Origin of the sequence: Kitasatospora sp. NBC_00240 (assembly GCF_026342405.1) — a bacterium.
Classification (GTDB): Bacteria; Actinomycetota; Actinomycetes; order Streptomycetales; family Streptomycetaceae; genus Kitasatospora.
Genome location: NZ_JAPEMU010000001.1, coordinates 5,011,168 through 5,033,596 on the forward strand (window position 1 = coordinate 5,011,168; position 22,429 = coordinate 5,033,596).

Here is a 22,429-nt window from a genome sequence, read left to right on the forward strand (position 1 = left end):
GCCCGGTCGGGTCCGGTGCCGCGCGCGGCCAAGGTGGCCCGCGGCGCCGCCCGGCGGCGTGCGGTCAGCAGGTCGGGCGGCCGGGGCACAGGTGCCGCTCGGCCCAGCGGGCGAGTTCGCCCAGGGCGGGGCGAAGTGCCGCGCCGGCCTCGGTGAGGCGGTAGCTGACCCGTAGCGGCGGGCCTTCGTCGACCTGGCGGAGTACGAGTCCGGCGTCGGCGAGTTCGGTGAGCCGGTCGGAGAGCATCCGCTCGCTGATGCCGGGGACGGCCCGGCGCAGCTCGGAGAAGTAGCTGGGCCCGTGTTCGTCCAGCACCGCGACGACCAGTCCGGTCCAGCGCTTGCCGAGCAGTTCGAAGGCACGGGTGATGGCGAGGCCCACCCCGTTGCAGGGCTCGGTGGTGCAGGGCTCGGTCGTGCTCGTCGGTACCTCCTGCGCGGCCATGGATACAGGGTACCGGCCGCCCGCTAGTGACTATAGAAAAGTAAGCTGCTACGTTAAACGCAGCTGCCAATAAAAGGTCAGCTCCTTACTAATCAGAGGTCTGCCATGCCCACGCTGCTGCACATCGACTCGTCCGCCCTCGCCGACGGCTCCGTCTCCCGGGAGGTCTCCGCCGTCTTCCGCGAGACCTGGCTCGCCCAGCACCCGGAGGGCACCGTGATCTACCGCGACCTGGCCCTCGACCCGCTGCCGCACCTGGACGCCGCCGCCGTCACCGCCCCCTTCGTGCCGGCCGGGCAGCGCACCCCCGGGCAGGAGGCCGCCCTGGCCCTGCGCGAGCAGCTGGCCGCCGAGCTGGAGCAGGCGGACGCGGTCGTCATCGGCACCCCGATGTACAACTTCACGATCCCGTCCAGCCTGAAGGCCTGGCTCGACCAGGTGATCGTGATGGGCCGCACCGCCGGCGCCCAACCCTCCGCGGCCGGCACACCCGTCACCGTGGTCGCCTCGCGCGGCGGCTCGTACGGGCCGGGCAGCCCGCGGGAGAGCTTCGAGTTCGTCACCACCTACCTGGACAAGGTGCTCACCGGGATGCTCGGCCTGGAGGTCGACTTCATCGTTCCGGAGTTCACCCTGGCCCCGGTCCAGCCGGAGCTGGCGGCCTTCGTGGAGCACGCCCGGGCGTCCCGGGCCCAGGCCCTGCAGGACGCCGAGGCCAAGGCCAAGGCGCTGGCCGCCTGAGCGCCAGGGGCCCGGCGCCGGCCCGTCCGGCCTCGCGGCGATCCGGTGCCGGCCTTGTCCGGCCTTGTCCGGCCTTGTCCGGCCCTGTCCGGACCGTCCGGCCGCCCGGGCGCGGCCGCGCCCGGGCGGGGCGCCCGCGGCGGGGCCCGCGACCCCGCCGGGCGCGCCTAACCGCCAAACGGCGGGGCTTGCTCCCATGCTGGTCCAGACATGGCGGGGCCGGGACGACCCGGCCCCGGCCCCGACCGACCGCCAGGAGCAGAAGTGACGTCGTCCCCGCCCGAGGAGAGCGCCGGACCGGATCCGACGGCCCGCCGCACGGGGGCCCCGGACGTCCGCCCGCTGGAGATCGCCGTCTTCACCGGCCCCGAGTCGGCGTTCTTCGCGACCTCCACGCTGATCCTCGGCGAGCAGAGCGCGATCCTGGTGGACGCCCAGCTCACCCGCAGCGCCGGCCGGGAGCTCGCCGAATGGGTGGCCGGCAAGGGCCGCCGCCTGCTCGCCATCGTCATCACCCACCAGCACCCCGACCACTACTTCGGCGCGGAGGAGGTGCTGCGGCTCTTCCCCGAGGCGCAGCTGCTCGCCGCGCCGCCCGTGGTGGAGGGCATCCTGCGCACCGCAGCCGCCAAGGTCGCCCAGTGGAAGCCGGTGTACGGCGACGACATCCCGGACCACCCGCTGGTGCCCGCGCAGCTGCTCCCGCAGCCGCTGATGGTCGACCGCCAGCTGATCCCGGTGCTGCTGCTCGGCCAGGGCGACTGCGAGGGCTCCACCGTGGTGCACGTGCCGAGCATCCGCACGGTGATCGCGGGCGACTTCGCCTACAACGGCACCCACGTCTGGACCGCCGACACCACGCCCGAGCAGCGCACCCGGTGGCGGCGCAACCTCGGCCGGATCGCCGAACTCGGCGTCGAGCGGGTGATCGCCGGCCACCGGGCGCCCGACCGCGGGGACGACGCCGCCGACGTGCTGGCCTTCACCGGCGAGTACCTGCGGGACTTCGACGACCGGCTGCGCGAGCACCCCACCGACCCGGAGGCCCTGGTCGCGGCCATGAACGAGCGGTACGCGGAGCTGACCCTGCCCGCGATCCTGCAGCACGGCGCGGCGGCCAACGTGGCCCGGGAGCTGGACGAGATCGTCGAGGGCGAGATCGTCGAGGACGACTAGGCCGACGGCCGCCCCGCCGGGCCCCGCCCAGCCGCCGGCCCTGCCGGCCCGTCCCGCACCACCGGCCGGCCCTGCGCGGTTCCGCCCGGGCGGATACTGACGGCATGACACCGTACGACGCGATCGTGCCCGCCGGGGGCGCCGCCCGGCGGCTCGGCGGAGCGGACAAGCCCGGCCTCACGGTCGGTGCGAGCACCCTGCTCGACCGGGTGCTCGACGCCTGCGCGGGGGCCGCCACCACGGTGGTGGTGGGACCGGTCCGGCCGACCACCCGTACGGGACTGCGCTGGACCAGGGAGCGGCCGCCCGGCGGCGGACCGGTCGCCGCCGTCGCCGCCGGACTGGCCCAGGTGAGCGCGGGGACGGTGCTGCTGCTCGCCGCCGACCTGCCGTTCCTGGACGAGCGGACCGTCCACCGCCTGGTCGAGGCCCTGGACGGCCCCGGCACGCAGGGCCCGGACGCGCCCGAGGCGGCGCTGCTGGTGGACGCGGCCGGCCGCGACCAGCCGCTCGCCGCCGCGTACCGCACCGGGGCGCTGCGCGCCGCCCTCGCCGCGCTGGGAGATCCTGCGGGCCTCCCGCTGCGCCGCCTCACCGGCGGCCTGCGCACGGTACGGCTGGCGGACGCCGAGGGCGTCACCGACGACTGCGACACCTGGGAGGAACTGGCCCGGGCCCGCGAGCGCGAGCGTGCCGGGTCGGGGCGGTCGGCGCGGCCCGGGCCCGGGTGAGGGCCGCCGGCGGTCACCGGCCAGGGCGCGCGGGCACCGGCGGGCGGGCTCCCGCCGACGGGGCCGCTCACAGCCGCCGCCGCCCGGACGTGAGCGAAACGACGCGCGCCGCTCACCGGCCCAACATCGCAGGACGCCCGGGATCAGGCAGCATGGGGCTATGGAGCGCACGCTGGACGACTGGATCGCCGAGGTCTGCACCGAGCTGGGGATCGAGCTCGACGTCGACGTACCCGGGTTGCTGGACATTACCAGGGTGGTCGCCCACGGGGTGGCCCGGCCCGCGGCGCCGCTGACCGCCTTCCTGGTGGGGTACGCCGCCGCCCTGCGGGGCGGCGGGGCGCAGGCCGTCGAGGAGGGCACCAGGCGCACCACCACCCTCGCCGAGCGGTGGGCGGCCGCCCACCCGGAGGAGACGTGAGCATCCTGACGGGCGCCGAGCCGGGTACGTCAGCAGCGGGCACGTCCGCGTCGGGCAGCTCCGCGTCGGGCAGCTCCGCGTCGGACAGCTCCGCGCGGGGCAGCTCCGCCGGGGCCGCCCCGGTGCCCGGCGGCCCCGGCGACGGCGCCCCGGGCCTCGGACCCGGCGACGCCGGCGGCCCGCCCCCGGCCGCCGCGACCGTCGGCGAACTCCCCTGGCCGCAGGCCCGCGAGACCGCCCGGCAGGCCGGGCGCCGGCCCGTGGACCCGCTGCGGGTGGACCTCGCCGAAGCGATCGGCCGGACCCTCGCCGAACCGCTCACCGCGCTCACCGACCTGCCGGCCTTCGACACCTCGGCGATGGACGGCTGGGCCGTCGCCGGCCCCGGCCCCTGGCGCCCGGCGGGCCGGCTGCTGGCGGGCCGGCCGGCCGGGGTGCTCGCCGACGGCGCCGCCGTGGAGATCGCCACCGGCGCCCAGCTGCCCCCCGGCGCCACCGCCGTGCTGCGGCGCGAGCACGGCCGCCTGGACGGCGCCCTGTTGCACGACCGCGCCCCGGGCGGCCTGGCCCCGGGGCAGGACGTCCGCCCGCGCGGGCAGGAGTGCCACCGCGGCGACCATCTGCTGCCCGCCGGGACACCGGTCGGCCCGTCCGTGCTGGGCCTGGCCGCCGCCTGCGGCCACGACCTGCTGGCCGTGCACCGCCGTCCCACCGTCGAACTGCTCGTCCTGGGCGACGAACTGCTGGAGTCCGGGCTCCCGCGGCCCGGCCGGGTCCGGGACGCGCTCGGCCCGCTGCTGCTGCCCTGGTTGCGCGCGGCCGGCGCCGAGGTGCTGGGCCGCCGCCAGGTCCGGGACGACTTCGGCCTGCTGCGGGACGCCGTCCGGCACTCGCCCGCCGACGTCGTCGTCACCACCGGCGGCACCGCCGCCGGGCCGGTCGACTTCCTGCACGGTGCGCTGGCGGCGGCGGGCGCCCGGCTGCTGGTGGACGGCGTGGCCGTCCGGCCCGGGCACCCCATGGTGCTGGCCGAACTGCCGGACGGCCGGCACCTGGTGGGCCTGCCCGGCAACCCGCTGGCGGCCGTCGCCGGGACGGTCACCCTCGCCCTGCCGTTGCTGCACGCGCTGGCCGGCCGGGCCGTCGCCGGGCCGGCCGTCACGCCGGCCGCCGACCCGCTGCCCGGCCACCCGCACGACACCCGCCTGCTGCCCGTCCGGCGGACCGTGCGCGGCGCCGTGGCGCTGGCCTTCGACGGGCCGGCGATGCTGCGCGGACTGGCGCTGGCCGAGGCCCTCGCGGTGGTGCCGCCCGGCGGGGTCCCGGCGGGCGCACCGGTGGAGCTCCTGCCCGTGCCGTGAACGGGCCGGCCCGACGGTACCCGGCCCGGTCGTCAGCCTGCCGGCGGCGGCCCGGCCGGCCGGATGGTGATGACCCGGTCGGTGAGCTTCAGGACGGCGGCCTCCGGGTCGGTGTAGTTGAGCACCCGGCGGCCACGCACCACGGCCACCACCAGGTCGGCGCACTCGCGCGGGCTGTGCCCGGCCTCGGCCCGGGTGACCGGGCGTTCGACGACGTCCAGCCCGGTGCCGTAGGTGAGCAGGTCCTCCATCACCGAGCCCGCGTGCGGGCTGAGCATCGACATGCCCAGCAGCCGGCCGGCCGAGCTGGAGCTGGTCACCACCACGTCGGCGCCGCTCTGCCGCAGCAGCGGCGCGTTCTCGTCCTCCCGCACGGCGGCGACCACCGTGGCGCTCTTGTTGAGCTGACGTGCCGTCAGGGTGATCAGGACGGCGGTGTCGTCCCGCTCGGGTGCGACCACGACCTGGGCGGCCCGCGGGAGTTCGGCCCGCAGCAGGGTGTCCGTGCGGGTGGCGTCGCCGACCACGCCGACCAGGCCGTCCCGGGCGGCCTGGTCGACCACCTTCTGCTGCGGGTCGACCACGACGATCGAGTCCTTGCGGACGCCCTGGCCGAGCAGGGTGTCCACGGCGGTACGCCCCTTGGTGCCGTAGCCGATGACGACGGTGTGCTCGCGCACGGTGGACCTCCAGCGTCCGATGCGCCATTGCTGGCGGGTGCGTTCGGTCAGCACCTCCAGGGTGGTGCCGACCAGGATGATCAGGAAGAGCACCCGCAGCGGGGTGATCACGAAGATGTTGATCAGCCTCGCCGTGTCGCTGACCGGGGTGATGTCGCCGTACCCGGTGGTGGAGAGGGTGACGGTGGCGTAGTAGGCGGCGTCCAGGAGGTCGACCTGGCCGTCGGAGTTGTCGTTGTACCCGCCGCGGTCGGCCCAGACGATCAGGGTCGTCGCGGCCAGCACGCCGAGGGCCAGCAGCAGGCGTTTGAGCACCTGGCGCAGCGGCGGGGCGCCGCTGCGGCTGGGCAGGGCGATCTGGCGGTCGGAGTCCGTCCCGCCCTCGGCGACGCTCCTGGCGCCGATGCCGGCCAATCGCAGCCGCGACGGCCTGACGCCCGGCCGGGGTGGTGGTCTGTCGATGGTCATACGAAGAATCATGGGGTGGGCCGTGGACGGGAACTGACACCGCCGCGCGGCGGCGGGCCCGCCCGGGGCCCGACCCGGCCGGTCGTCCGCCGGCCGGCCGGCGAGCGGGCGTAGCGTGGCGGGCATGCGAGCCATCACCGTTCCCCAGCCAGGCGGCCCCGAAGCGCTGACCTGGGCCGAAGTTCCCGATCCCGTGCCCGGCGAGGGCGAGGTGCTGGTCGAGGTCGTGGCCACCGCCGTCAACCGGGCCGATCTGCTGCAGCGCCAGGGCTTCTACGACCCGCCGCCCGGCGCCTCCCCGTACCCGGGCCTGGAGTGTTCCGGACGGATCGTCGCGCTCGGCGCGGGGGTCTCCGGCTGGGGCGTCGGCGACGAGGTGTGCGCGCTGCTGTCCGGCGGCGGCTACGCGGAGCGGGTGGCGGTGCCGGTCGGGCAACTGCTGCCGGTGCCCAAGGGGGTGGGCCTGGAGGAGGCCGCCGCGCTGCCCGAGGTGACGGCGACGGTCTGGTCGAACCTTTTCATGGTGGCGCACCTGCGGCCGACCGAGACGGTGCTGCTGCACGGCGGCGCGAGCGGGATCGGGACGATGGCGATCCAGCTGGCGAAGGCGGTCGGCGCGCGGGTGCTGGTGACCGCCGGCAGCGCGGAGAAGCTGGCGCGCTGCGCCGAGCTGGGCGCGGACGTCGGCATCAACTACCGCGAGCAGGACTTCGCGGAGGCCGTCCGGGAGGCGACCGGCGGGGCCGGCGTGGACGTGGTGCTGGACATCATGGGCGCCAGGTACCTGGAGCGGAACGTGGCTTCGCTGGCGCTGAACGGGCGGCTGGTGATCATCGGCCTGCAGGGCGGGGTGAAGGCCGAGCTGAACCTCGGCGCGCTGCTGGCGAAGCGGGCGGCCGTGGTGGGCACCTCGCTGCGCGGCCGTCCGCTGGCGGAGAAGGCGGCGATCGTCGCGGGCGTGCGCGAGCACGTCTGGCCGTTGATCGAGGGCGGGGTGGTCCGGCCGGTGGTGCACCAGGTGCTGCCGCTGGCCGAGGCGGCCGCCGGCCATCGTCTGCTGGAGTCGGGGGCGCAGGTGGGCAAGGTGGTCCTGCGGGTGTGAGGTCCGGTGCCCCGCTGCGGGCCGGGGCGCGGCGACGGGCCGGGGCGGGGCGGACGGGCGGGCGGCCGCTCCGGGCCGGCTCGACGGGCGCTGGTGAGGACCGGGTGACGTACGGTGTCCGATCTTGTTCGGAATGCCCGGATTGTCGGATTGTGTGAGGCTGGATCCGAGCTGTCCCGCCGCCGGCCGCGCCGAAGCGCGGTCGGCCGTCGGAAGGACCTCCGTCCGTGGCCACACCTTCGTACGTGTTCTCCGAGCTCTCTCCCGCCGAGCCGAACCGCGCCCGTACCGGCGCCGGTGCTCCCGCCGGCGGACGCCACCGGCCGGCCGCCGCCTGTTGGGCCGCGGCGGCCGGCCTCGCCCTCCCGCTGCTGCTCTCCTCGCCCGCTTTCGCCGCGGCGGCCGGCGAGCAGGCCGGGGCGGTCGCCCGGCCCGCCGCGGACGCCCCGGGGGGAGCCCTGTCGCTGCGGGCCGCGGCCGCTCCGGCGGTGGCCGCCGTCTCGATGCCGGGGCTGCCCTTCCCCGCCCTGCGGCTCCCCGCCCCGCCGCCCCCCGGCCCGGCCGATCCGGCCGGCGCCGACCCCGCCGACGTCTTCGCCGACGTCTTCGCCGACGTTTCCGTCGACGACCCCGCCGTCCCGGACTCCTCCACCGCCGACCCGCAGGCCGAGGACGGGCCCCTTGCCGGCGAGCCCTCCGCCGACCCGGGACTCCCGGACGCCCAGGAGTCCCCGTCGGCCGGGCCGTCCGCCGAGCCGGGCGGGCCCGCGGAGGGCGAGCCGGTGCCCGGGCCGGTGCCGTCCCCGCTACCCACCACCCGCAGCCCCTCCGCGCCCGCCTCGCCGGACTCCGGCCCGGGCCCGGGGTCGCCCGCCGCCGGGGCGGGCCCGCAGCACCTGCCCGGGTCGTCGGCCGAGGCCTCGCCGTCGGCGGAGCCGTCCCCGGCCGCCGCGCCTGAGCACGCGGACCCCGGGCTCTCCCCCGCCGGGCAGGGGCCGGTCGGGCCGCCCTCGCGGCCGGTGGCGTCCCCGGCCGGGCCGTTCGCCGATCCGGCCGGGCCCGGGCGGGACGACCGCCACCCGGTGCCGGACCGGATCCCGCCGGTGGACCGCGCGCAGGCGTACCGGCACCACCTCGGCCCCGCGCCGCAGGGGCCGGGCGCCCGCTTCCGGGTCGAGCCGGCCGCTCCGACGCCGGCCGCCGGCGGCACGGTGGACGAGGACGTGGCTCCGGCGCCGCCGGACGCCGGCCCCGGGGGCGAGTCCCCGCAGACCCTGGCCGACGGAGCCGGCACCCTCGAGGCGGCCGGCCCGATCGCCGCCCCCACCCGGTGGACCGACCCGTCGACCCTGCAGCTGCCACTCGGCGCCGGCCTGGCCCTGATCGGCAGCGGCCTGGCCCTGGTCGGGCTGCGGATGCGCCGGGGCTGAGCGGCGCCGCGGCGGCCCGGGCGGGCCCCGCGTTTGACCGGATCTGACGGCCCGGCAGATCATCTGCGTGACGGTCGCACACGACCGGGGGGTGCCCGCGGCGGATCTGCCGGCGGGTGCCCGGGGGAGGGCCCGGCCGCGGGCACCGCCGGCCGCCGGAAGGCACCGGTCGGCGACCGGCTGCGGGCCGGGGTCTTCCCTGGACCGAAGCCCGGTGAGAGAGAATGGGATTCATGACGAAGCCGATGAACGAGCACTCGCAGCAGGAGTCGTCCCAGGCGTCGGGCGGCCAGTCGCCGGACGGCCCCAAGGTGCTGATCGTCGGGCCGGACGGGATGCCGGTGGGCCAGGGTTTCGCGCGGCTCGGCGAGGACGACGGGTTCGAGCCCCGCGAACTCCCGGTGACCGAGATGGTGGAGCAGCCGGCCAAGGTCATGCGGATCGGCAGCATGATCAAGCAGCTGCTGGAGGAAGTCCGGGCGGCTCCCCTCGACGAGGCCAGCCGGGTCCGGCTGAAGGACATCCACGCCAGCTCCATCAAGGAGCTGGAACTCGGGCTGGCGCCCGAGCTGGTGGCGGAGCTGGAGCGGCTGTCGCTGCCGTTCACCGAGGACACCATCCCGACCGAGGCCGAGCTGCGGATCGCGCAGGCGCAGCTGGTGGGGTGGCTGGAGGGTCTCTTCCACGGCATCCAGACCGCGCTGTTCGCCCAGCAGATGGCCGCCCGGGCGCAGTTGGAGCAGATGCGGCGGGCGCTCCCGCCCGGCCTGCACGGCGCCGAGTCCGACCTGGAGGAGCCGGGCGAGGGCCGGGGCATGCGCTCCGGCCCGTACCTGTAGGCCGGCGGCCGCCCACGGGGTGTCGCAGCCGGGTCACAGTGTCGGCCCTGCACAGAGCGGTGGCCCGCCGAGCCGATACCCTGGCCCCTGTCGCAGGCCCCCCGAGGCCGCGGCGGGGGTCGGGCCGGCCGGTGGCGGTGCCCGGTCCGCACGGACGATACCGAACGTCACGGCCGGGGTGTCACCACGGCCGAGGGGGAGCAGAGGACCATGAGCGACGGCGGCACCGCGGGTCAGGGCTACTCCCTGGGCAACGGCAGGTACGAGCTTCAGCACCTGCTCGGCGAGGGCGGCATGGCCTCCGTCCACCTGGCGTACGACAACGTGCTGGACCGCCAGGTCGCGGTGAAGACGCTGCACACCGAGCTGGGCCGGGAGCAGTCCTTCCGGGAGCGGTTCCGCCGCGAGGCCCAGGCCGTCGCCCGGCTCGAACACACCAACATCGTCACGGTCTACGACTCCGGCGAGGACGTCGCCGGAGACGGCGCCACCACCCCGTACATCGTGATGCAGCTGGTCGAGGGCCAGCCGCTGCGCGACGTGCTGAACGAGGCGATCGCCCAGTACGGCGCGATGCCCGCCGAGCGCGCGCTGAAGATCACCGCCGGGGTGCTGGCCGCGCTGGAGGCCTCGCACGACGCGGGCCTGGTCCACCGTGACATCAAGCCCGGCAACGTGATGTTCGACCGCAAGGGCGTCGTCAAGGTGATGGACTTCGGCATCGCCCGCGCGCTGCAGTCCGGTGTCACCTCGATGACCCAGACCGGCATGGTCGTCGGCACCCCGCAGTACCTCTCCCCCGAGCAGGCGCTCGGCAAGAGCGTGGACGCCCGCTCCGACCTCTACTCGGTCGGCTGCATGCTGTTCGAGCTGCTCACCGGCCAGCTGCCGTTCGACGGGGACTCGCCCTTCTCGATCGCGTACAAGCACGTGCAGGAGGAGCCCCCGACGCCGTCCTCGCTCAACCGGGCGATCACGCCGGCGATCGACGCGCTGGTGGCCCGGGCCCTGCGGAAGGACCCGGCGCACCGGTTCCCGACCGCCGAGGCCATGCGCGAGGAGGTCGAGCGGGTGCTCGGCGGCGGCGCCGGCAGCCCGCTGCAGGCCAGCACCCCGCTGGTGATCAACGAGGGTCCGCGCTCGGCGCACGCCTCCACCTCGCTCACCAACATGCCGCAGGTCCCGGGCGACCTCAGGACACCCGCCCCGCAGGTCGCCCAGCCGTACCAGCCGGTCCACACCTCGCCGCAGTACGGTCCGCAGACGCCGCCGCCGCCGTACCGCACGCCGGCCCCGCAGGCACCGCACACGCCGCAGCCCTTCGCGCAGCCGCAGTACCAGACGCCGCCGCCGCACGGCTTCCACCCGCAGACGCCGCCGCCGTTCCCGCAGCAGGCGCACACGCCCGCGCCGATGCCGATGCAGCAGCCGGTGTTCGCGCCGGTGCCGGCGAACAACAACAACGGCTGCTCGACCGCGCTGGTGGTGGTCGGCATCATCCTCGGCGTGATCGTGCTGGTGATCATCATCATCGCCATCGTGGTGACCAAGGCGGACAACAGCACCTCCGACTACAACAGCAGCCGGTCGCTGCCCGCCGCCGTGCTCCAGCTGGACCAGCTGCCCTCCGCGGCCGGCGGGCAGCTCTGAAGGGCCCGCCGAGGACGGCCGTGCCACGGCAGGCTGTCCGAGGCGGTAGCGTTCCAGTGATTACGTAGCGACAGGGCGACCGCGATCCGAGCGAAGGCCCGGGGCGAGGAGCGATGGCACAAACGCAGCAGCCTGGCGACGGCGAGGGGGACGGCGCCGCCGGCCGGGACGAGGCCGCACGCGAGGCCACCGGTCCGACCGCCGCCATCCCGGCCTCCGGCGCGGGCCCGCACACCCCGGGCCGCGGCAGCGCGGCGCCGCTCGGCACCGTCGGCGACGGCCGGTACCGCCTGACCCACCGCCTCGGCCGCGGCGGCATGGCGGAGGTGCTCGCCGCGCAGGACGTCCGGCTCGGCCGGACCGTCGCCGTCAAGCTGCTGCGCCCCGAGCTGGCCCAGGACGACATCGCCCGGCTGCGGTTCAGCCGCGAGGCGCAGTCCGTCGCCGGCCTCAACCACCACTCCATCGTCGCCGTCTACGACACCGGCGAGGAGCAGCACTGGAGCGACGGCCCGGACGGCGGCGGCGAGTCCACGCCGTACATCGTGATGGAGCTGGTCGAGGGCCGTACCGTCCGCGAGCTGCTGGTGGACGAGGAGGCCCCGCCGGTCGACCAGGCGCTGATCATCATCGCCGGCGTCCTGGAGGCGCTCGCCTACAGCCACCGGCACGGCATCGTGCACCGCGACATCAAGCCCGCCAACGTGATCATCACGACCGGCGGCGCGGTCAAGGTGATGGACTTCGGCATCGCCCGCGCGCTGACCGGCGCGGCCAGCACGATGACCCAGACCGGCATGGTCATGGGCACCCCGCAGTACCTCTCGCCCGAGCAGGCCCTCGGCAAGGCCGTCGACCACCGCTCCGACCTGTACGCGGCCGGTTGCATGCTCTACGAGCTGCTGGCGCTGCGACCGCCGTTCACCGGCGACACCCCGCTCTCGGTGGTCTACCAGCACGTCCAGGACGCGCCGGTGCCGCCGTCGCAGGCCAACCACCGGGTGCCGGCCGGGTTGGACGCCCTGGTACTGCGCTCGCTGGCGAAGAACCCGGACGACCGCTTCCAGGACGCCGACGAGTTCCGGGCGCACCTCCAGCACGCGCTGCGCCAGCTGCACGGCGCCGCCGGGGCCGGCTACCCGGGTGCGGCGGCCGCCGCCGCGGCCGCGGGTCTGGCGGCCGCGGGGCAGGGCCACAGCGGCGCCTTCCCGGGCCCGGCGACCGGCGGGTACGGCGGCCAGGGCACACCGCCCGGCGGCGGTACCGCGATCACCGAGTCGTTCGGGTCGATGGGCCAGGGCGACCCGACGACGGCGCTGCCCTACCAGGGCGGCAACGGGTACGGCACCCCGTCGGGCCCCTACCAGGGTCCGGGCGGCCCGAACGGCGGCGACGGGGACGACCACGACCGCCGGCGCGGCCCGTGGGGCTGGGTGGCCGGTGTGGTCGCAGTGCTCGTCGCGGCCGGGATCGGCATCGCCTTCGCGGTGCAGGCCGGCCACAAGAGCCCCGGCACCACGCCCGACAAGGTGGTGACGAGCACCTCGTCGACGCCCGAGCCGACGCAGAGCTCGCCCTCGGCCCAGCCGTCGCCGTCCGCCACCAAGCAGTCCCAGGCGCCGAGCGACAGCCAGACCTTCGTGCAGACCTCGGCGCCGACCCGGCACAGCACGCCGTCGCCGTCGCTGTCGCCGAGTGCGACGGCCACCAAGTCGCCGACGGCCACGGCCTCGCCGACCTCGTCCGGGTCCGCGACCTCGACGGGCGGGGCGACGTCCTCGGCGAGCAGCAGCGCCCATCCCCCGGCGTCGCCCACCGCGCCGGTCACCCTGCCGGCGGCCGGGTAGCCGCCGCCGGGTCAGTTGGTGAAGGCGTCCAGGACCTGTTCGTACTCCTGGCACCACCACGCCAGCTGACCCGCCGTGGCCGGGAACAGCGGGTCGGCCCGGTGGTCGCCGCGCTGGTAGTGCCACTGCAGGATCCAGAAGTCGTTCAGCCGCTCCCACCAGACCCGGTGCGCGGCCGCCGCCATCTCCTCCGGTCGGGCCCCGCCGCCCGCCCGGTACGCCCGGGACCAGCGGCGGACCCGAACCAGGTCGAGCACCCCGGTCAGCGGGTGGTTGAAGAGCAGGGTCGCGGCCCGTACGGCCTCCTCGGCGCGGGGCTGCGGTCCGAGCTTGTCCCAGTCGAGGACGGTCGCCACCCGGCCGCGGCGGTGGAGCAGGTTGAGGCCGTGGAAGTCGCCGTGCGTCCAGCCGGTGGGCGGGGCCGCGTCCGGGGCCGGTCGGCGGTGCGCGAGCTCGGCCAGCAGCTCGATCCGCTCGCTGAGCCGCTGCTCGGCCAGGGCGTCGAAAGCCCCGTACGGCTGCCGCTCGCGGGCCCGCAGCCGGAGGGCGGCGGCCAGCCGGGTGCTGTCGCGCGGGTCGGCGCTGCGGTACCCGGCCGGCTGCGGCCTGGCGGCGCAGACCTCGTCGAGCGCGCCGTGCAGCCGGGCGAGCAGCGCGCCGAGCGCCTCGCACTGCGGGAGGTCCAGGTCGGTGCCGTGCCGGTGCCGGCCCTCGATCCAGGGGAAGAGCGCGAAGAGCCGGCCGCCGGACGCGGTCACCGTCCGGCCGCCGGCGCCGGCCAGCGGCGGCGCCACCGGCAGCCCGCGCCGGTGCAGGCCGGCGGTGGCCCGGTGCTGGCCGGCGATCACCGGCCGGCTCGCGGTGGCGGCGTCCACGTAGCACTTGAGGAAGTACGAACCGCTCCCGGTGGTGACGCGGTAGCCCCGGTTGAGCAGACCCTCCGCCACGGGCACGGCCTCCAGCAGGGGGCCCACCCGGTAGGACCGCAGGACGGTGGCCAGCGCGGACGGCGGGACGGGCGGGCTGAGGGTCCCCATCGGCGGGGCCTGGAGGTCGGGACGGGCCGGGGCGCAGGCCAGCGCTCCCGCGGGGGGCTGCCGGGGGGCGGGGGGCCGGAGGGCGGCGGCCGTGGCCGAGAGTGATTGTGGAGTCACGGCCAGAGCGTAGGGCCCCCCGCCGGGGGTCCTTGACAAACCGTCAACGTTCTGAACGGGTCAGGCCCGGCGTCCCGGTCCGGGGCGTGCGCTCAGTGGTTCTGGTCGGCCTGGTGGCGGGCCACGAAGGCGGCGGCCTGGGTGCGCCGCTCCATGCCCATCTTGGCCAGCAGGCTGGAGACGTAGTTCTTCACCGTCTTCTCGGCCAGGTGCAGTTCGTTGCCGATCTGGCGGTTGGTCATCCCCTCGCCGATCAGGTCGAGGATCCGGCGCTCCTGCTTGGTGAGCTGGGCGAGCCGTTCGTCCTGCTTCTCGCCGCCCTCGCGGAGCCGCTCCAGCACCCGGCTGGTGGCGACCGGGTCGAGCAGCGACTTGCCGGCCGCGACGTCCCGGACGGCGGTGATCAGGTCGGTGCCGCGGATCGCCTTGAGCACGTACCCGGAGGCACCGGCCATGATCGAGTCGAAGAGCGCCTCGTCGTCCGAGAACGAGGTGAGCATCAGGCACTTGATGTCCGGCAGCCGGGACCGGATCTCACGGCAGACCTCCACGCCGTTGCCGTCCGGAAGTCGGACGTCGAGCACGGCGACGTCCGGGTGCACGGCCGGGATCCGGGCGAGGGCCTCGGCGGCGGTGCCGGCCTCGCCGACCACCTCGATGTCGCCCTCGACGGACAGCAGGTCGTGGACGCCCCGCCGGACCACCTCGTGGTCGTCGAGCAGAAATACTCTGATATGTCCGTTTGTCGTCACGTCCAAAGAGTCCCATACCGGATGCCCGGAGACCCGTCGCCCGCCACGACGCGCACCACCGCTCCGCCCGCGCACCGCCCGTACGGCGCCCGCGCCGAGCCGCCGGCCCGCCCGCGCACCGCCGGTGCGCGGGCCGTTACCCGCCGGCGGGCCGGAAAAAAACCGATCCCCATTACCCCCTTACGCGGAGCCCGCTGCCCGGATAGCGTGCGCAGGTGTCCTGCACGGCACCACCGTGAGAGCTGCGCCACACCCGCCGCTCCCGGACGTGAACAACTAGGACGTCCTAGCGCAAGCGCGCCAAGGGCGGTCGCTGGGTAACGTTCTCGTGAGGTACGCCGTCGGAAGAGGATCACCACCTGCCCCGCAGCCGGTGCGCACACCCAAGCGCGCCTCGCGAGGCGGTGACCGGACCGGTCACCGGCGACCCCGGGCGGCCGGACAGACCGAGGAGAAGACGTGACCGTCAAAAGCACGGCGAGGGCGCGCAAGAAGGCCGCCCCGGCCGTACCTGACAACCTCCCCGCGGGTTCGGGAGCCCAGCCGGAGCTGATCCAGCTGCTGACCCCCGAGGGGGAGCGGGTCGAGCACCCGGACTATCCGCTCACCACCACCCCGGAAGAGCTCCGCGACCTCTACCGCGACCTGGTCCTCGTCCGGCGCTTCGACGCCGAGGCCACCTCGCTGCAGCGGCAGGGCGAGCTCGGCCTGTGGGCCTCGCTGCTCGGCCAGGAGGCCGCCCAGGTCGGTTCGGGCCGCGCCATGCGCCCCGGCGACTACGCCTTCCCCACCTACCGTGAGCACGGCGTCGCCTGGTGCCGGGACGTGGACCCGCTCAACCTGCTCGGCATGTTCCGCGGCGTGAACCACGGCGGCTGGGACCCGAACGAGAAGAACTTCCACCTCTACACCATCGTGATCGGCGCGCAGGCCCTGCACGCCACCGGGTACGCGATGGGCATCACCAAGGACGGCACCGACGACGCGGTGATCGCCTACTTCGGCGACGGCGCCTCCAGCCAGGGCGACGTCAGCGAGGCCTTCACCTTCGCCTCGGTCTACAACGCGCCGGTCGTCTTCTTCTGCCAGAACAACCAGTGGGCGATCTCCGAGCCCACCACCAACCAGACGAAGATCCCGCTGTACCGCCGCGCCTCCGGCTTCGGCTTCCCCGGCGTCCGCGTCGACGGCAACGACGTGCTGGCCTGCCTCGCGGTCACCCGCTGGGCGCTGGACCATGCCCGCAGCGGCAACGGCCCGGTGCTGGTCGAGGCCTTCACCTACCGGATGGGCGCCCACACCACCTCGGACGACCCCACCCGCTACCGGCTCGCCGAGGAGACCGAGGCCTGGCGCGCCAAGGACCCGATCTCCCGCCTCAAGGCCCACCTGGACCGCGAGGGCCTGGCCGACGAGGCGTTCTTCGCCTCGGTCGAGGCCAAGAGCGAGGAGCTCGGCCTGCGGGTGCGCGAGGGCGTGCGCTCCATGCCCGACCCGGACCCGACCCTGATCTTCGACCACGTCTACGCGGAGCCGCACACGCTGGTCGACGAGGAACGGGCCGAGTACACCGCGTACGCGGCCTCCTTCGAGGGCGGGGAGAACCTCTGATGGCCGGTCAGCTCAGCATCGCGAAGGCGCTCAACGAGGCCCTGCGCAAGTCGCTGGAGAACGACCCCAAGACGCTGCTGATGGGCGAGGACATCGGCAAGCTCGGCGGCGTCTTCCGGATCACCGACGGACTGCAGAAGGACTTCGGCGAGAGCCGGGTCATCGACACCCCGCTCGCCGAGTCCGGCATCGTCGGCACCGCGATCGGCCTCGCGCTGCGCGGCTACCGCCCGGTGGTGGAGATCCAGTTCGACGGCTTCGTCTACCCGGCCTTCGACCAGATCGTCTCCCAGCTCGCCAAGATGCACGCCCGCGCGCTGGGGCACGTCAAGCTCCCGGTCACCGTCCGCATCCCGTACGCGGGCGGCATCGGCGCGGTCGAGCACCACAGCGAGTCGCACGAGGCGTACTTCGCGCACACCGCCGGCCTGCGGGTGGTCAGCCCCTCCAACGCGCACGACGCGCACTGGATGCTGCGCCAGGCGATCGCCTCGGACGACCCGGTGATCTTCCTGGAGCCCAAGCGCCGCTACTGGGACAAGGGCGAGGTCGGCGACGCCGCCGACCTGCCGCTGCACGACGCCCGGATCGCCCGCGGCGGCACGGACGCCACGCTGATCGCGTACGGCCCGATGGTCAAGGTCTGCCTGGACGCCGCCGCGGCGGCCGAGGAGGACGGCCGCAGCCTGGAGGTCGTCGACCTGCGCTCGCTCTCCCCGGTGGACTTCGCGGCCCTGGAGGCCTCGGTCAAGCGCACCGGCCGCGCCATCGTGGTGCACGAGGCACCGGTCTTCCTCGGCATGGGTGCCGAGCTGGCCGCCCGTCTCACCGAACGCTGCTTCTACCACCTGGAGGCGCCGGTCCTGCGGGTCGGCGGCTTCCACGCGCCCTACCCGCCCTCCCGGGTGGAAGAGGCCTTCCTGCCCGATCTGGACCGTGTGCTCGACGCCGTCGACCGCTCGTTCGCGTACTGAGCCAAGGAGCGATGATGACCACCGAAGTTCGCTCGCTCCGCGAGTTCAGGATGCCGGACGTCGGGGAGGGCCTCACCGAGGCCGAGATCCTGACCTGGTACGTCAAGCCCGGCGACCCCGTCACCGACGGCCAGATCGTCTGCGAGGTGGAGACCGCCAAGGCCGCGGTCGAGCTGCCGATCCCCTTCACCGGGACGGTCGAGCAGCTGTTCTTCCCCGCGGGCGCGACGGTCGACGTCGGCACGGCGATCATCACGGTCGCGGTGGCCGGCGGGGCACCCGCCCCCGCTGCCCCGGCGCCCGCGCCGGCCGTGCCGAGCGAGCCGGCCGAGGCCGCCGAGCCGGAGCGCCGCGAGGTGCTGGTCGGGTACGGCCCGCGCACCGGCGGCGCCACCCGCCGGGCCCGCAAGAGCACCACCGTCGCCGTCTCCAACGGCACGGCGGCCCCGGCCGCCCCCGTCGTGGTGGCGGCCCCGGTCGCACCCGCCCCGGTGGCGCCCGTCGTGCTGCCGGCCCTGCCGGCGCAGGCCGTCGGCGACCGGCCGCTGGCCAAGCCGCCGGTGCGCAAGCTCGCCAAGGACCTCGGCGTCGACCTGCGGACGGTCGTCCCGACCGGCCCGGACGGCGTGATCACCCGCGAGGACGTGCACGCGGCCCTGGCGCCGGCGCCGGTGGTGGCCCCGGCCCCGCAGGCACCGGTGGCCGCGCCCGTCGTCGAGGCGGCCCCGGTGGCCGTGACCGGCGGCGACGTACGGATCCCGGTCAAGGGCGTCCGCAAGGCGACCGCGCAGGCGATGGTGGCCTCGGCCTTCACCGCCCCGCACGTCACCGAGTTCGTCCAGGTCGACGTCACCCGCACGATGAAGTTCGTCCGGCGGCTGAAGGAGACCGGCGAGCTGGGCCGGGACGTCCGGGTCAGCCCGCTGCTGCTGGTCGCCAAGGCGCTGCTGACCGCGATCAAGCGGCACCCCGAGATCAACGCGCAGTGGGACGAGGCGGCGCAGGAGATCGTCGTCAAGGGACAGGTGAACCTCGGCATCGCCGCGGCCACCCCGCGCGGCCTGATCGTCCCCAACATCAAGGACGCCGGCTCGCGGACCCTCTCCGGTCTCGCCAGCGCGCTCGGCGAGCTGGTCGACACCGCCCGCCAGGGCAAGACCTCCCCCGCCGACATGCAGGGCGGCACCGTCACCATCACCAACGTCGGCGTCTTCGGCGTCGACACCGGCACCCCGATCCTCAACCCCGGCGAGGCCGCCATCCTGGCCTTCGGCGCGGTCCGGGACATGCCGTGGGTGCACAAGGGCAAGGTGGTGCCGCGCCAGGTCACCACGCTGGCACTCTCCTTCGACCACCGCCTGGTGGACGGGGAGCTGGGCTCCAAGGTGCTGGCCGACGTGGCCGCGCTGCTGGAGCGCCCGAAGCGTCTGATCACCTGGGGCTGATCCCCGCACCGTGAACCGGGGCCGAACCCCGCGCGCACAGCACGACAGGGCCGTACCCCCACCGCCGTGGGGGTACGGCCCCTGCCGCTTGCCGGGCCGCCTCAGCCCTGGTTGCGGAGGCGGCGTACGGCGATCAGGACGCCGGCCCCGAGGGCGACGAAAGCGGCGGCCGAACCGGCCAGGAGGCCGTTCGGGCCGCCCGCCCCGGTCTCGGCCAGTGCGGCGGGCGCGGCGGTGGCAGGGGCCTCGGCGGCGGGGCCGGTGGCCGGTGCGGCGGCCTTCGTGCCGGCCGCAGGCGCCGCGGGCGTGGCGGTGGGCTTCGCGGTGGTCTGCGGTCCGGCCGGCGGGGTGGTCTTGCCGGGCGCGGGCGCCGCAGGGCGCTTCACCTGCGCGTTGCGGAAGGTCCAGTTCGGCTGAGCGTTCTCGTCCTCGGCCGAGGCGTTGACGCCGATCTTGATCTCGGTCTGGTCCTTCGGCGCGTTCGCGGACATGCCGAACCGGAAGGTGAAGTGGGTGGCCCGGCCGTTGTCGAGGTGCTCACCCTTGAGGCTCGACGTGTCGGCGTAGATCACCGGGTCGCAGCTGTGCACCATCGGCAGCTTCTGCCAGCCGCCGGGAGTGCTCACCTCGACGACGAAGTCCTGGGTGCGGAGGTTGGTCCCCCCACCGGGGTGGCTGCCGGCCTTCTCGTTGTACAGGCTGAGCTGGGGTACCACCTTCTCGTACGGGGCGCCGGTGAAGTTGCCCACCTCGACGGGGATTTCGAGCTTCGCTCCCCCGGCGGTGATGGTCAGTCCGTCCCTGAGCATGAAGAAGCCCGCGTTGAGGCCGCCGTTGTGCGTGACGGCCGGCGCCGGCGCGGTGGACGGAGCCGTGACGGGCGCGTCGTCCGGGGCTCCGCAGGCCCAGGCGGAGTCGGCGCCACCGAGCACCGGCAGGCCCGCGCCGACCACCAGGGTGGCGGCGGCGAGGGTGAGGGCGGAGCGGCGGGAGAGCGACGGGACGTTCTTCGTGAATGCGGAGATACCGGACGCGCGCATGATGTGTTCCCCCAGGGAGGTGGCAATGACGGTGTGTGGGTGAAGGTGACCGGCCCGCTCCTGCTGAGCGGAAGTGCGCCCCCCGGCTGCGCCGGTCTCGCTCTCCGTGCCCTTCTCTCCTGAAGACGTCCATCCCCGCCGGGGGTTGCAGGTGGGGTCAGAAGTTTTTTCGGGAGCTTCGCGAACCGCGCTCCGGGATACTGCCGGGATGGTCGAACAGCAGCTCGTGGAGCAGACGGCGGCGGACTCCCCCGATCAGGACGGGCGCCGGTCGCTGCGCCGGGACGCCTCCCTCCCGGCCCTGCTCGCCGGGCTCGTCTGCATCGTCGTCTCGTTCTCGGGCCCGCTGGTGGTGGTCCTCGCGGCGGCCGCCGCCGGAAGGCTCGACCCGGCGCACACGGCCTCCTGGATCTGGTCGGTGTCCGTCGGCAGCGGCCTGAGCTGCCTGCTGCTCAGCTGGTGGACCCGCACCCCGGTGATCACCGCCTGGTCGACCCCGGGTGCGGCCCTGCTGGTGACCAGCCTCGGGGCCTACCCGTACCGGGAGGCGGTCGGCGCATTCCTGGTCAGCGGGGTGGTGGTCGCCCTGTTCGGGACCACCGGGCTGTTCGGGCGGCTGATCCGGGAGATCCCGGCCGGGATCGTGAACGCGATGCTCGCCGGGATCCTGTTCTCTTTCGGCACCGGGATCTTCACCGCGCTGCACGGCGCGCCCGCCCTGGTGCTCGGCACCTTCGCGGCCTTCCTGCTCGCCAAGCGGCTGGCCCCCCGGTACGCCGTACCGGTCGCGCTGGTGGCGGGCGGGGTGCTGGCGGCGGTCACCGTCGGCCTGCCGCTCGACCTGGGCGACGCCGGCGGGCCGACCCGGCCGGTGCTCACCGCGCCGGCCTTCTCCTGGCCGTCCCTGGTCGGGCTCGCGCTGCCGCTCACCATCGTCGCGCTGGCCTCGCAGAACGCCCCCGGGCTCGGGGTGCTGCGGGCCTTCGGCTACCGGCCGGACGACCGGCTGCTGATCGGATCCACCGGCGGCCTCTCGGTGCTGCTGGCTCCCTTCGGCTCGCCGGGTATCAACATCGCCGCCATCACCGCGGCGATCTGCGCCGGTCCGGAGAGCCACCCGGACCCGCGCCGCCGCTATGTGGCCGGCATGTCCGCCGGGGCGCTCTACCTGGTGGTCGGCACCTTCGGCGGGGTGCTGGTCAGCCTGTTCGCCGGCCTGCCGAAGGAACTGGTCGCGGTGGTCGCCGGGGTCGCCCTGCTGGCCTCCCTGCAGGGCAGCCTGGCGGCCGCCGTGGCGGACGAGCAGGGCCGGGACGCCGCGGTGGTGACCTTCCTGGCGACGGCCTCCGGCATGGCGCTGTTCGGCATCGGGTCGGCCTTCTGGGGCCTGCTGCTGGGGGTCGCGACGCATCTGCTGCTGCATGCCCGGCGGCCGTCGCCCGGCCGGAAGGCCGCGGCCTGAGCGGCCCGCGCCCCGGTCGGACACCGACGCCGCCGGGCGGTACCTCCCCGTGGCCAGGGAGGTACCGCCCGGCGGCGTCGGTGCTGGTCAGGCCCGGGTGCGGCGGCGACGGACGACGACCATGACACCGGCGCCGAGGGCGAGGAAGGCGGCGGCCGAGCCGGCCAGGAAGCCGTTCGGGCTGCTCGCACCGGTCTGCGCGAGCTCCGTGGCGGGCGCGGTGGCGGCCGGGGTGTCGGTGGCGGCACCGGCGGCGGGCCCGGTGGGGGTCGCGGCCGCCGCGGTGGAGTCGGCGCCGGGCTTGGCGGTCACCGGGGCGGCGGGCTTGGCCGCGGTGCCGGGCTTGGCCGGAGCGGTGGAGGGGGCCGCCTTCGGGTGGGTGACCTTGACGGTGCGCAGGTCCGAGTGGCCGGAGGCCTGGGAGTCAAAGGCGAAGGCGTCGGTCACCAGGGTGAGCTCGGTCTGGTTCTGCGGGGACGCGGGGGAGAGGGCGACCCGGAAGAGGAAGTTGGCCGTCTGGCCGTGGGCGATCGGCTGCGCCAGGGCGGCCGTGTCGGCGTCGATCGTCGGACCGCAGCCCGGCATGTTCGCCAGCCGCTGCCACTTGCCGCCTCGCATCACCTCGACGGTGACGTCCTTGCTCCGCACGGCGGCGCCCTTGGAGACCTTCAGGCCGAAGTTGGGGTAGGCCTTCTTGTAGTCGGTGGTGGAGGTGTTGGCCATCGACACCCCGTACTCGGCCCAGCTGCCGTCGGCCGCGACGGTCGCGGACTCGAAGGGCCGGAACTCGCCGTCCGGGCCGACCTTCGTCTGGCCGGTGGGGTCGGTGTAGACCTCGCGGGGGCCGCTGAAGCGGTCGTCGTTGCAGGCCCAGGAGGACTCGGCGCCGATGAGCTGGACGCCGCCGGTGAGCAGGACGGTGGCGGCCAGGGCGGCGGCCTTGCCGCGGCGGGAGAGCGACGGGACGTTCTTCGTGAATGCGTAGATACCGGACGCGCGCATGACGTGTTCCCCCAGGGAGATGGCAATGACGGTGTGTGGGTGAAGGTGACCGGCCCGCTCCTGCTGAGCGGAAGTGCGCCCCCCGGCTGCGCCGGTCT

The 22,429-nt window shown here is 75.2% G+C and carries 18 protein-coding genes and 2 pseudogenes; 14 read left to right on the plus strand and 6 right to left on the minus strand.

Annotated elements, in window-relative coordinates; genetic code table 11:
* Positions 1 to 64: 64 nt before the first annotated feature.
* Positions 65 to 445 carry a helix-turn-helix domain-containing protein gene (locus OG689_RS21215; protein WP_266322506.1) on the minus strand — a complete coding sequence of 127 codons (381 nt, stop codon included), beginning with the start codon at positions 443 to 445 and terminating at the stop codon, positions 65 to 67.
* Between the two features lie 105 nt (positions 446 to 550).
* Here OG689_RS21215 and OG689_RS21220 point away from each other — a divergent pair, with 105 nt between their 5' ends.
* The 5 genes and pseudogenes from OG689_RS21220 (at position 551) to OG689_RS21240 (ending at position 4,875) form a co-directional block, all read left to right on the plus strand.
* Positions 551 to 1,186 carry an NAD(P)H-dependent oxidoreductase gene (locus tag OG689_RS21220; protein WP_266322507.1) on the plus strand — a complete coding sequence of 212 codons (636 nt, stop codon included), beginning with the start codon at positions 551 to 553 and terminating at the stop codon, positions 1,184 to 1,186.
* A 264-nt stretch (positions 1,187 to 1,450) separates the two neighbouring features.
* On the plus strand, positions 1,451 to 2,362 hold the full coding sequence (locus OG689_RS21225; protein WP_266322508.1) for an MBL fold metallo-hydrolase: 912 nt from the start codon (positions 1,451 to 1,453) through the stop codon (positions 2,360 to 2,362).
* 104 nt (positions 2,363 to 2,466) lie between these two features.
* Positions 2,467 to 3,054 (plus strand): annotated as a pseudogene (locus tag OG689_RS21230) (molybdenum cofactor guanylyltransferase); the annotation flags it as partial.
* Between the two features lie 181 nt (positions 3,055 to 3,235).
* A pseudogene (locus OG689_RS21235) lies at positions 3,236 to 3,514 on the plus strand (DUF6457 domain-containing protein); the annotation flags it as partial.
* The gene (locus OG689_RS21240; protein WP_266322509.1) at positions 3,511 to 4,875 is read left to right on the plus strand and encodes a molybdopterin molybdotransferase MoeA; all 1,365 of its coding nucleotides are present in this window, start codon (positions 3,511 to 3,513) and stop codon (positions 4,873 to 4,875) included. The pseudogene OG689_RS21235 and the gene OG689_RS21240, both read left to right, overlap by 4 nt.
* Positions 4,876 to 4,907: 32 nt before the next feature.
* Here the strand turns inward: OG689_RS21240 and OG689_RS21245 are convergent, their stop codons facing one another.
* The gene (locus tag OG689_RS21245; protein WP_266322510.1) at positions 4,908 to 6,023 is read right to left on the minus strand and encodes a potassium channel family protein; all 1,116 of its coding nucleotides are present in this window, start codon (positions 6,021 to 6,023) and stop codon (positions 4,908 to 4,910) included.
* Between the two features lie 124 nt (positions 6,024 to 6,147).
* Here OG689_RS21245 and OG689_RS21250 point away from each other — a divergent pair, with 124 nt between their 5' ends.
* The 5 genes from OG689_RS21250 (at position 6,148) to OG689_RS21270 (ending at position 12,891) form a co-directional block, all read left to right on the plus strand.
* Positions 6,148 to 7,125: an NAD(P)H-quinone oxidoreductase gene (locus tag OG689_RS21250; RefSeq protein ID WP_266322511.1), complete on the plus strand. Its 978-nt coding sequence runs from the start codon at positions 6,148 to 6,150 to the stop codon at positions 7,123 to 7,125.
* A 227-nt stretch (positions 7,126 to 7,352) separates the two neighbouring features.
* Positions 7,353 to 8,555, plus strand: coding sequence for a hypothetical protein (locus OG689_RS21255; RefSeq protein ID WP_266322512.1), 1,203 nt, complete (start codon positions 7,353 to 7,355; stop codon positions 8,553 to 8,555).
* A 245-nt stretch (positions 8,556 to 8,800) separates the two neighbouring features.
* Positions 8,801 to 9,394, plus strand: coding sequence for a bacterial proteasome activator family protein (locus tag OG689_RS21260; RefSeq protein ID WP_266327321.1), 594 nt, complete (start codon positions 8,801 to 8,803; stop codon positions 9,392 to 9,394).
* Between the two features lie 210 nt (positions 9,395 to 9,604).
* Positions 9,605 to 11,044, plus strand: a complete 1,440-nt coding sequence (locus OG689_RS21265; RefSeq protein ID WP_266322513.1) for a protein kinase — start codon at positions 9,605 to 9,607, stop codon at positions 11,042 to 11,044.
* 113 nt (positions 11,045 to 11,157) lie between these two features.
* A complete protein-coding gene (locus OG689_RS21270) occupies positions 11,158 to 12,891 on the plus strand; it encodes a protein kinase (protein ID WP_266322514.1) in 1,734 nt (577 codons plus the stop codon).
* Between the two features lie 11 nt (positions 12,892 to 12,902).
* Here the strand turns inward: OG689_RS21270 and OG689_RS21275 are convergent, their stop codons facing one another.
* A complete protein-coding gene (locus tag OG689_RS21275) occupies positions 12,903 to 14,045 on the minus strand; it encodes a phosphotransferase (RefSeq protein ID WP_323189315.1) in 1,143 nt (380 codons plus the stop codon).
* 92 nt (positions 14,046 to 14,137) lie between these two features.
* Complete coding sequence (locus OG689_RS21280) at positions 14,138 to 14,797, minus strand: response regulator transcription factor (RefSeq protein WP_190215314.1); 660 nt, start codon at positions 14,795 to 14,797, stop codon at positions 14,138 to 14,140.
* A gap of 459 nt (positions 14,798 to 15,256) precedes the next feature.
* Here OG689_RS21280 and pdhA point away from each other — a divergent pair, with 459 nt between their 5' ends.
* Genes pdhA through OG689_RS21295 form a run of 3 tightly spaced genes read left to right on the plus strand, consistent with a single transcriptional unit; the run spans position 15,257 to position 18,827 of the window.
* Complete coding sequence (pdhA, locus tag OG689_RS21285; protein ID WP_266322515.1) at positions 15,257 to 16,408, plus strand: pyruvate dehydrogenase (acetyl-transferring) E1 component subunit alpha; 1,152 nt, start codon at positions 15,257 to 15,259, stop codon at positions 16,406 to 16,408.
* Positions 16,405 to 17,382 carry an alpha-ketoacid dehydrogenase subunit beta gene (locus tag OG689_RS21290; RefSeq protein ID WP_190215337.1) on the plus strand — a complete coding sequence of 326 codons (978 nt, stop codon included), beginning with the start codon at positions 16,405 to 16,407 and terminating at the stop codon, positions 17,380 to 17,382. The genes pdhA and OG689_RS21290 overlap by 4 nt, the downstream gene beginning before the upstream one ends.
* A gap of 14 nt (positions 17,383 to 17,396) precedes the next feature.
* On the plus strand, positions 17,397 to 18,827 hold the full coding sequence (locus OG689_RS21295; RefSeq protein ID WP_266322516.1) for a dihydrolipoamide acetyltransferase family protein: 1,431 nt from the start codon (positions 17,397 to 17,399) through the stop codon (positions 18,825 to 18,827).
* Positions 18,828 to 18,928: 101 nt separating this feature from the next.
* Here OG689_RS21295 and OG689_RS21300 read toward each other — a convergent pair whose 3' ends face one another.
* On the minus strand, positions 18,929 to 19,867 hold the full coding sequence (locus OG689_RS21300; protein ID WP_266322517.1) for a hypothetical protein: 939 nt from the start codon (positions 19,865 to 19,867) through the stop codon (positions 18,929 to 18,931).
* Between the two features lie 208 nt (positions 19,868 to 20,075).
* On the opposite strand from OG689_RS21300, the gene OG689_RS21305 reads away from it, so the two are divergent.
* Complete coding sequence (locus OG689_RS21305) at positions 20,076 to 21,329, plus strand: benzoate/H(+) symporter BenE family transporter (protein WP_266322518.1); 1,254 nt, start codon at positions 20,076 to 20,078, stop codon at positions 21,327 to 21,329.
* An 87-nt stretch (positions 21,330 to 21,416) separates the two neighbouring features.
* Here the strand turns inward: OG689_RS21305 and OG689_RS21310 are convergent, their stop codons facing one another.
* Positions 21,417 to 22,331, minus strand: a complete 915-nt coding sequence (locus OG689_RS21310; RefSeq protein ID WP_266322519.1) for an LAETG motif-containing sortase-dependent surface protein — start codon at positions 22,329 to 22,331, stop codon at positions 21,417 to 21,419.
* Positions 22,332 to 22,429: the final 98 nt, after the last annotated feature.

Excerpts from the sequence above, each read along its gene's own strand:
- OG689_RS21215 (WP_266322506.1), bottom strand. The coding sequence starts at position 445 with ATGGCCGCGCAGGAGGTACCGACGAGCACGACCGAGCCCTGCACCACC.
- OG689_RS21245 (WP_266322510.1), bottom strand. The coding sequence starts at position 6,023 with ATGACCATCGACAGACCACCACCCCGGCCGGGCGTCAGGCCGTCGCGG.
- OG689_RS21295 (WP_266322516.1), top strand. The coding sequence starts at position 17,397 with ATGACCACCGAAGTTCGCTCGCTCCGCGAGTTCAGGATGCCGGACGTC.
- OG689_RS21265 (WP_266322513.1), top strand. The coding sequence starts at position 9,605 with ATGAGCGACGGCGGCACCGCGGGTCAGGGCTACTCCCTGGGCAACGGC.
- OG689_RS21270 (WP_266322514.1), top strand. The coding sequence starts at position 11,158 with ATGGCACAAACGCAGCAGCCTGGCGACGGCGAGGGGGACGGCGCCGCC.
- OG689_RS21260 (WP_266327321.1), top strand. The coding sequence starts at position 8,801 with ATGAACGAGCACTCGCAGCAGGAGTCGTCCCAGGCGTCGGGCGGCCAG.
- OG689_RS21305 (WP_266322518.1), top strand. The coding sequence starts at position 20,076 with ATGGTCGAACAGCAGCTCGTGGAGCAGACGGCGGCGGACTCCCCCGAT.
- OG689_RS21300 (WP_266322517.1), bottom strand. The coding sequence starts at position 19,867 with ATGCGCGCGTCCGGTATCTCCGCATTCACGAAGAACGTCCCGTCGCTC.
- OG689_RS21250 (WP_266322511.1), top strand. The coding sequence starts at position 6,148 with ATGCGAGCCATCACCGTTCCCCAGCCAGGCGGCCCCGAAGCGCTGACC.
- OG689_RS21220 (WP_266322507.1), top strand. The coding sequence starts at position 551 with ATGCCCACGCTGCTGCACATCGACTCGTCCGCCCTCGCCGACGGCTCC.
- OG689_RS21310 (WP_266322519.1), bottom strand. The coding sequence starts at position 22,331 with ATGCGCGCGTCCGGTATCTACGCATTCACGAAGAACGTCCCGTCGCTC.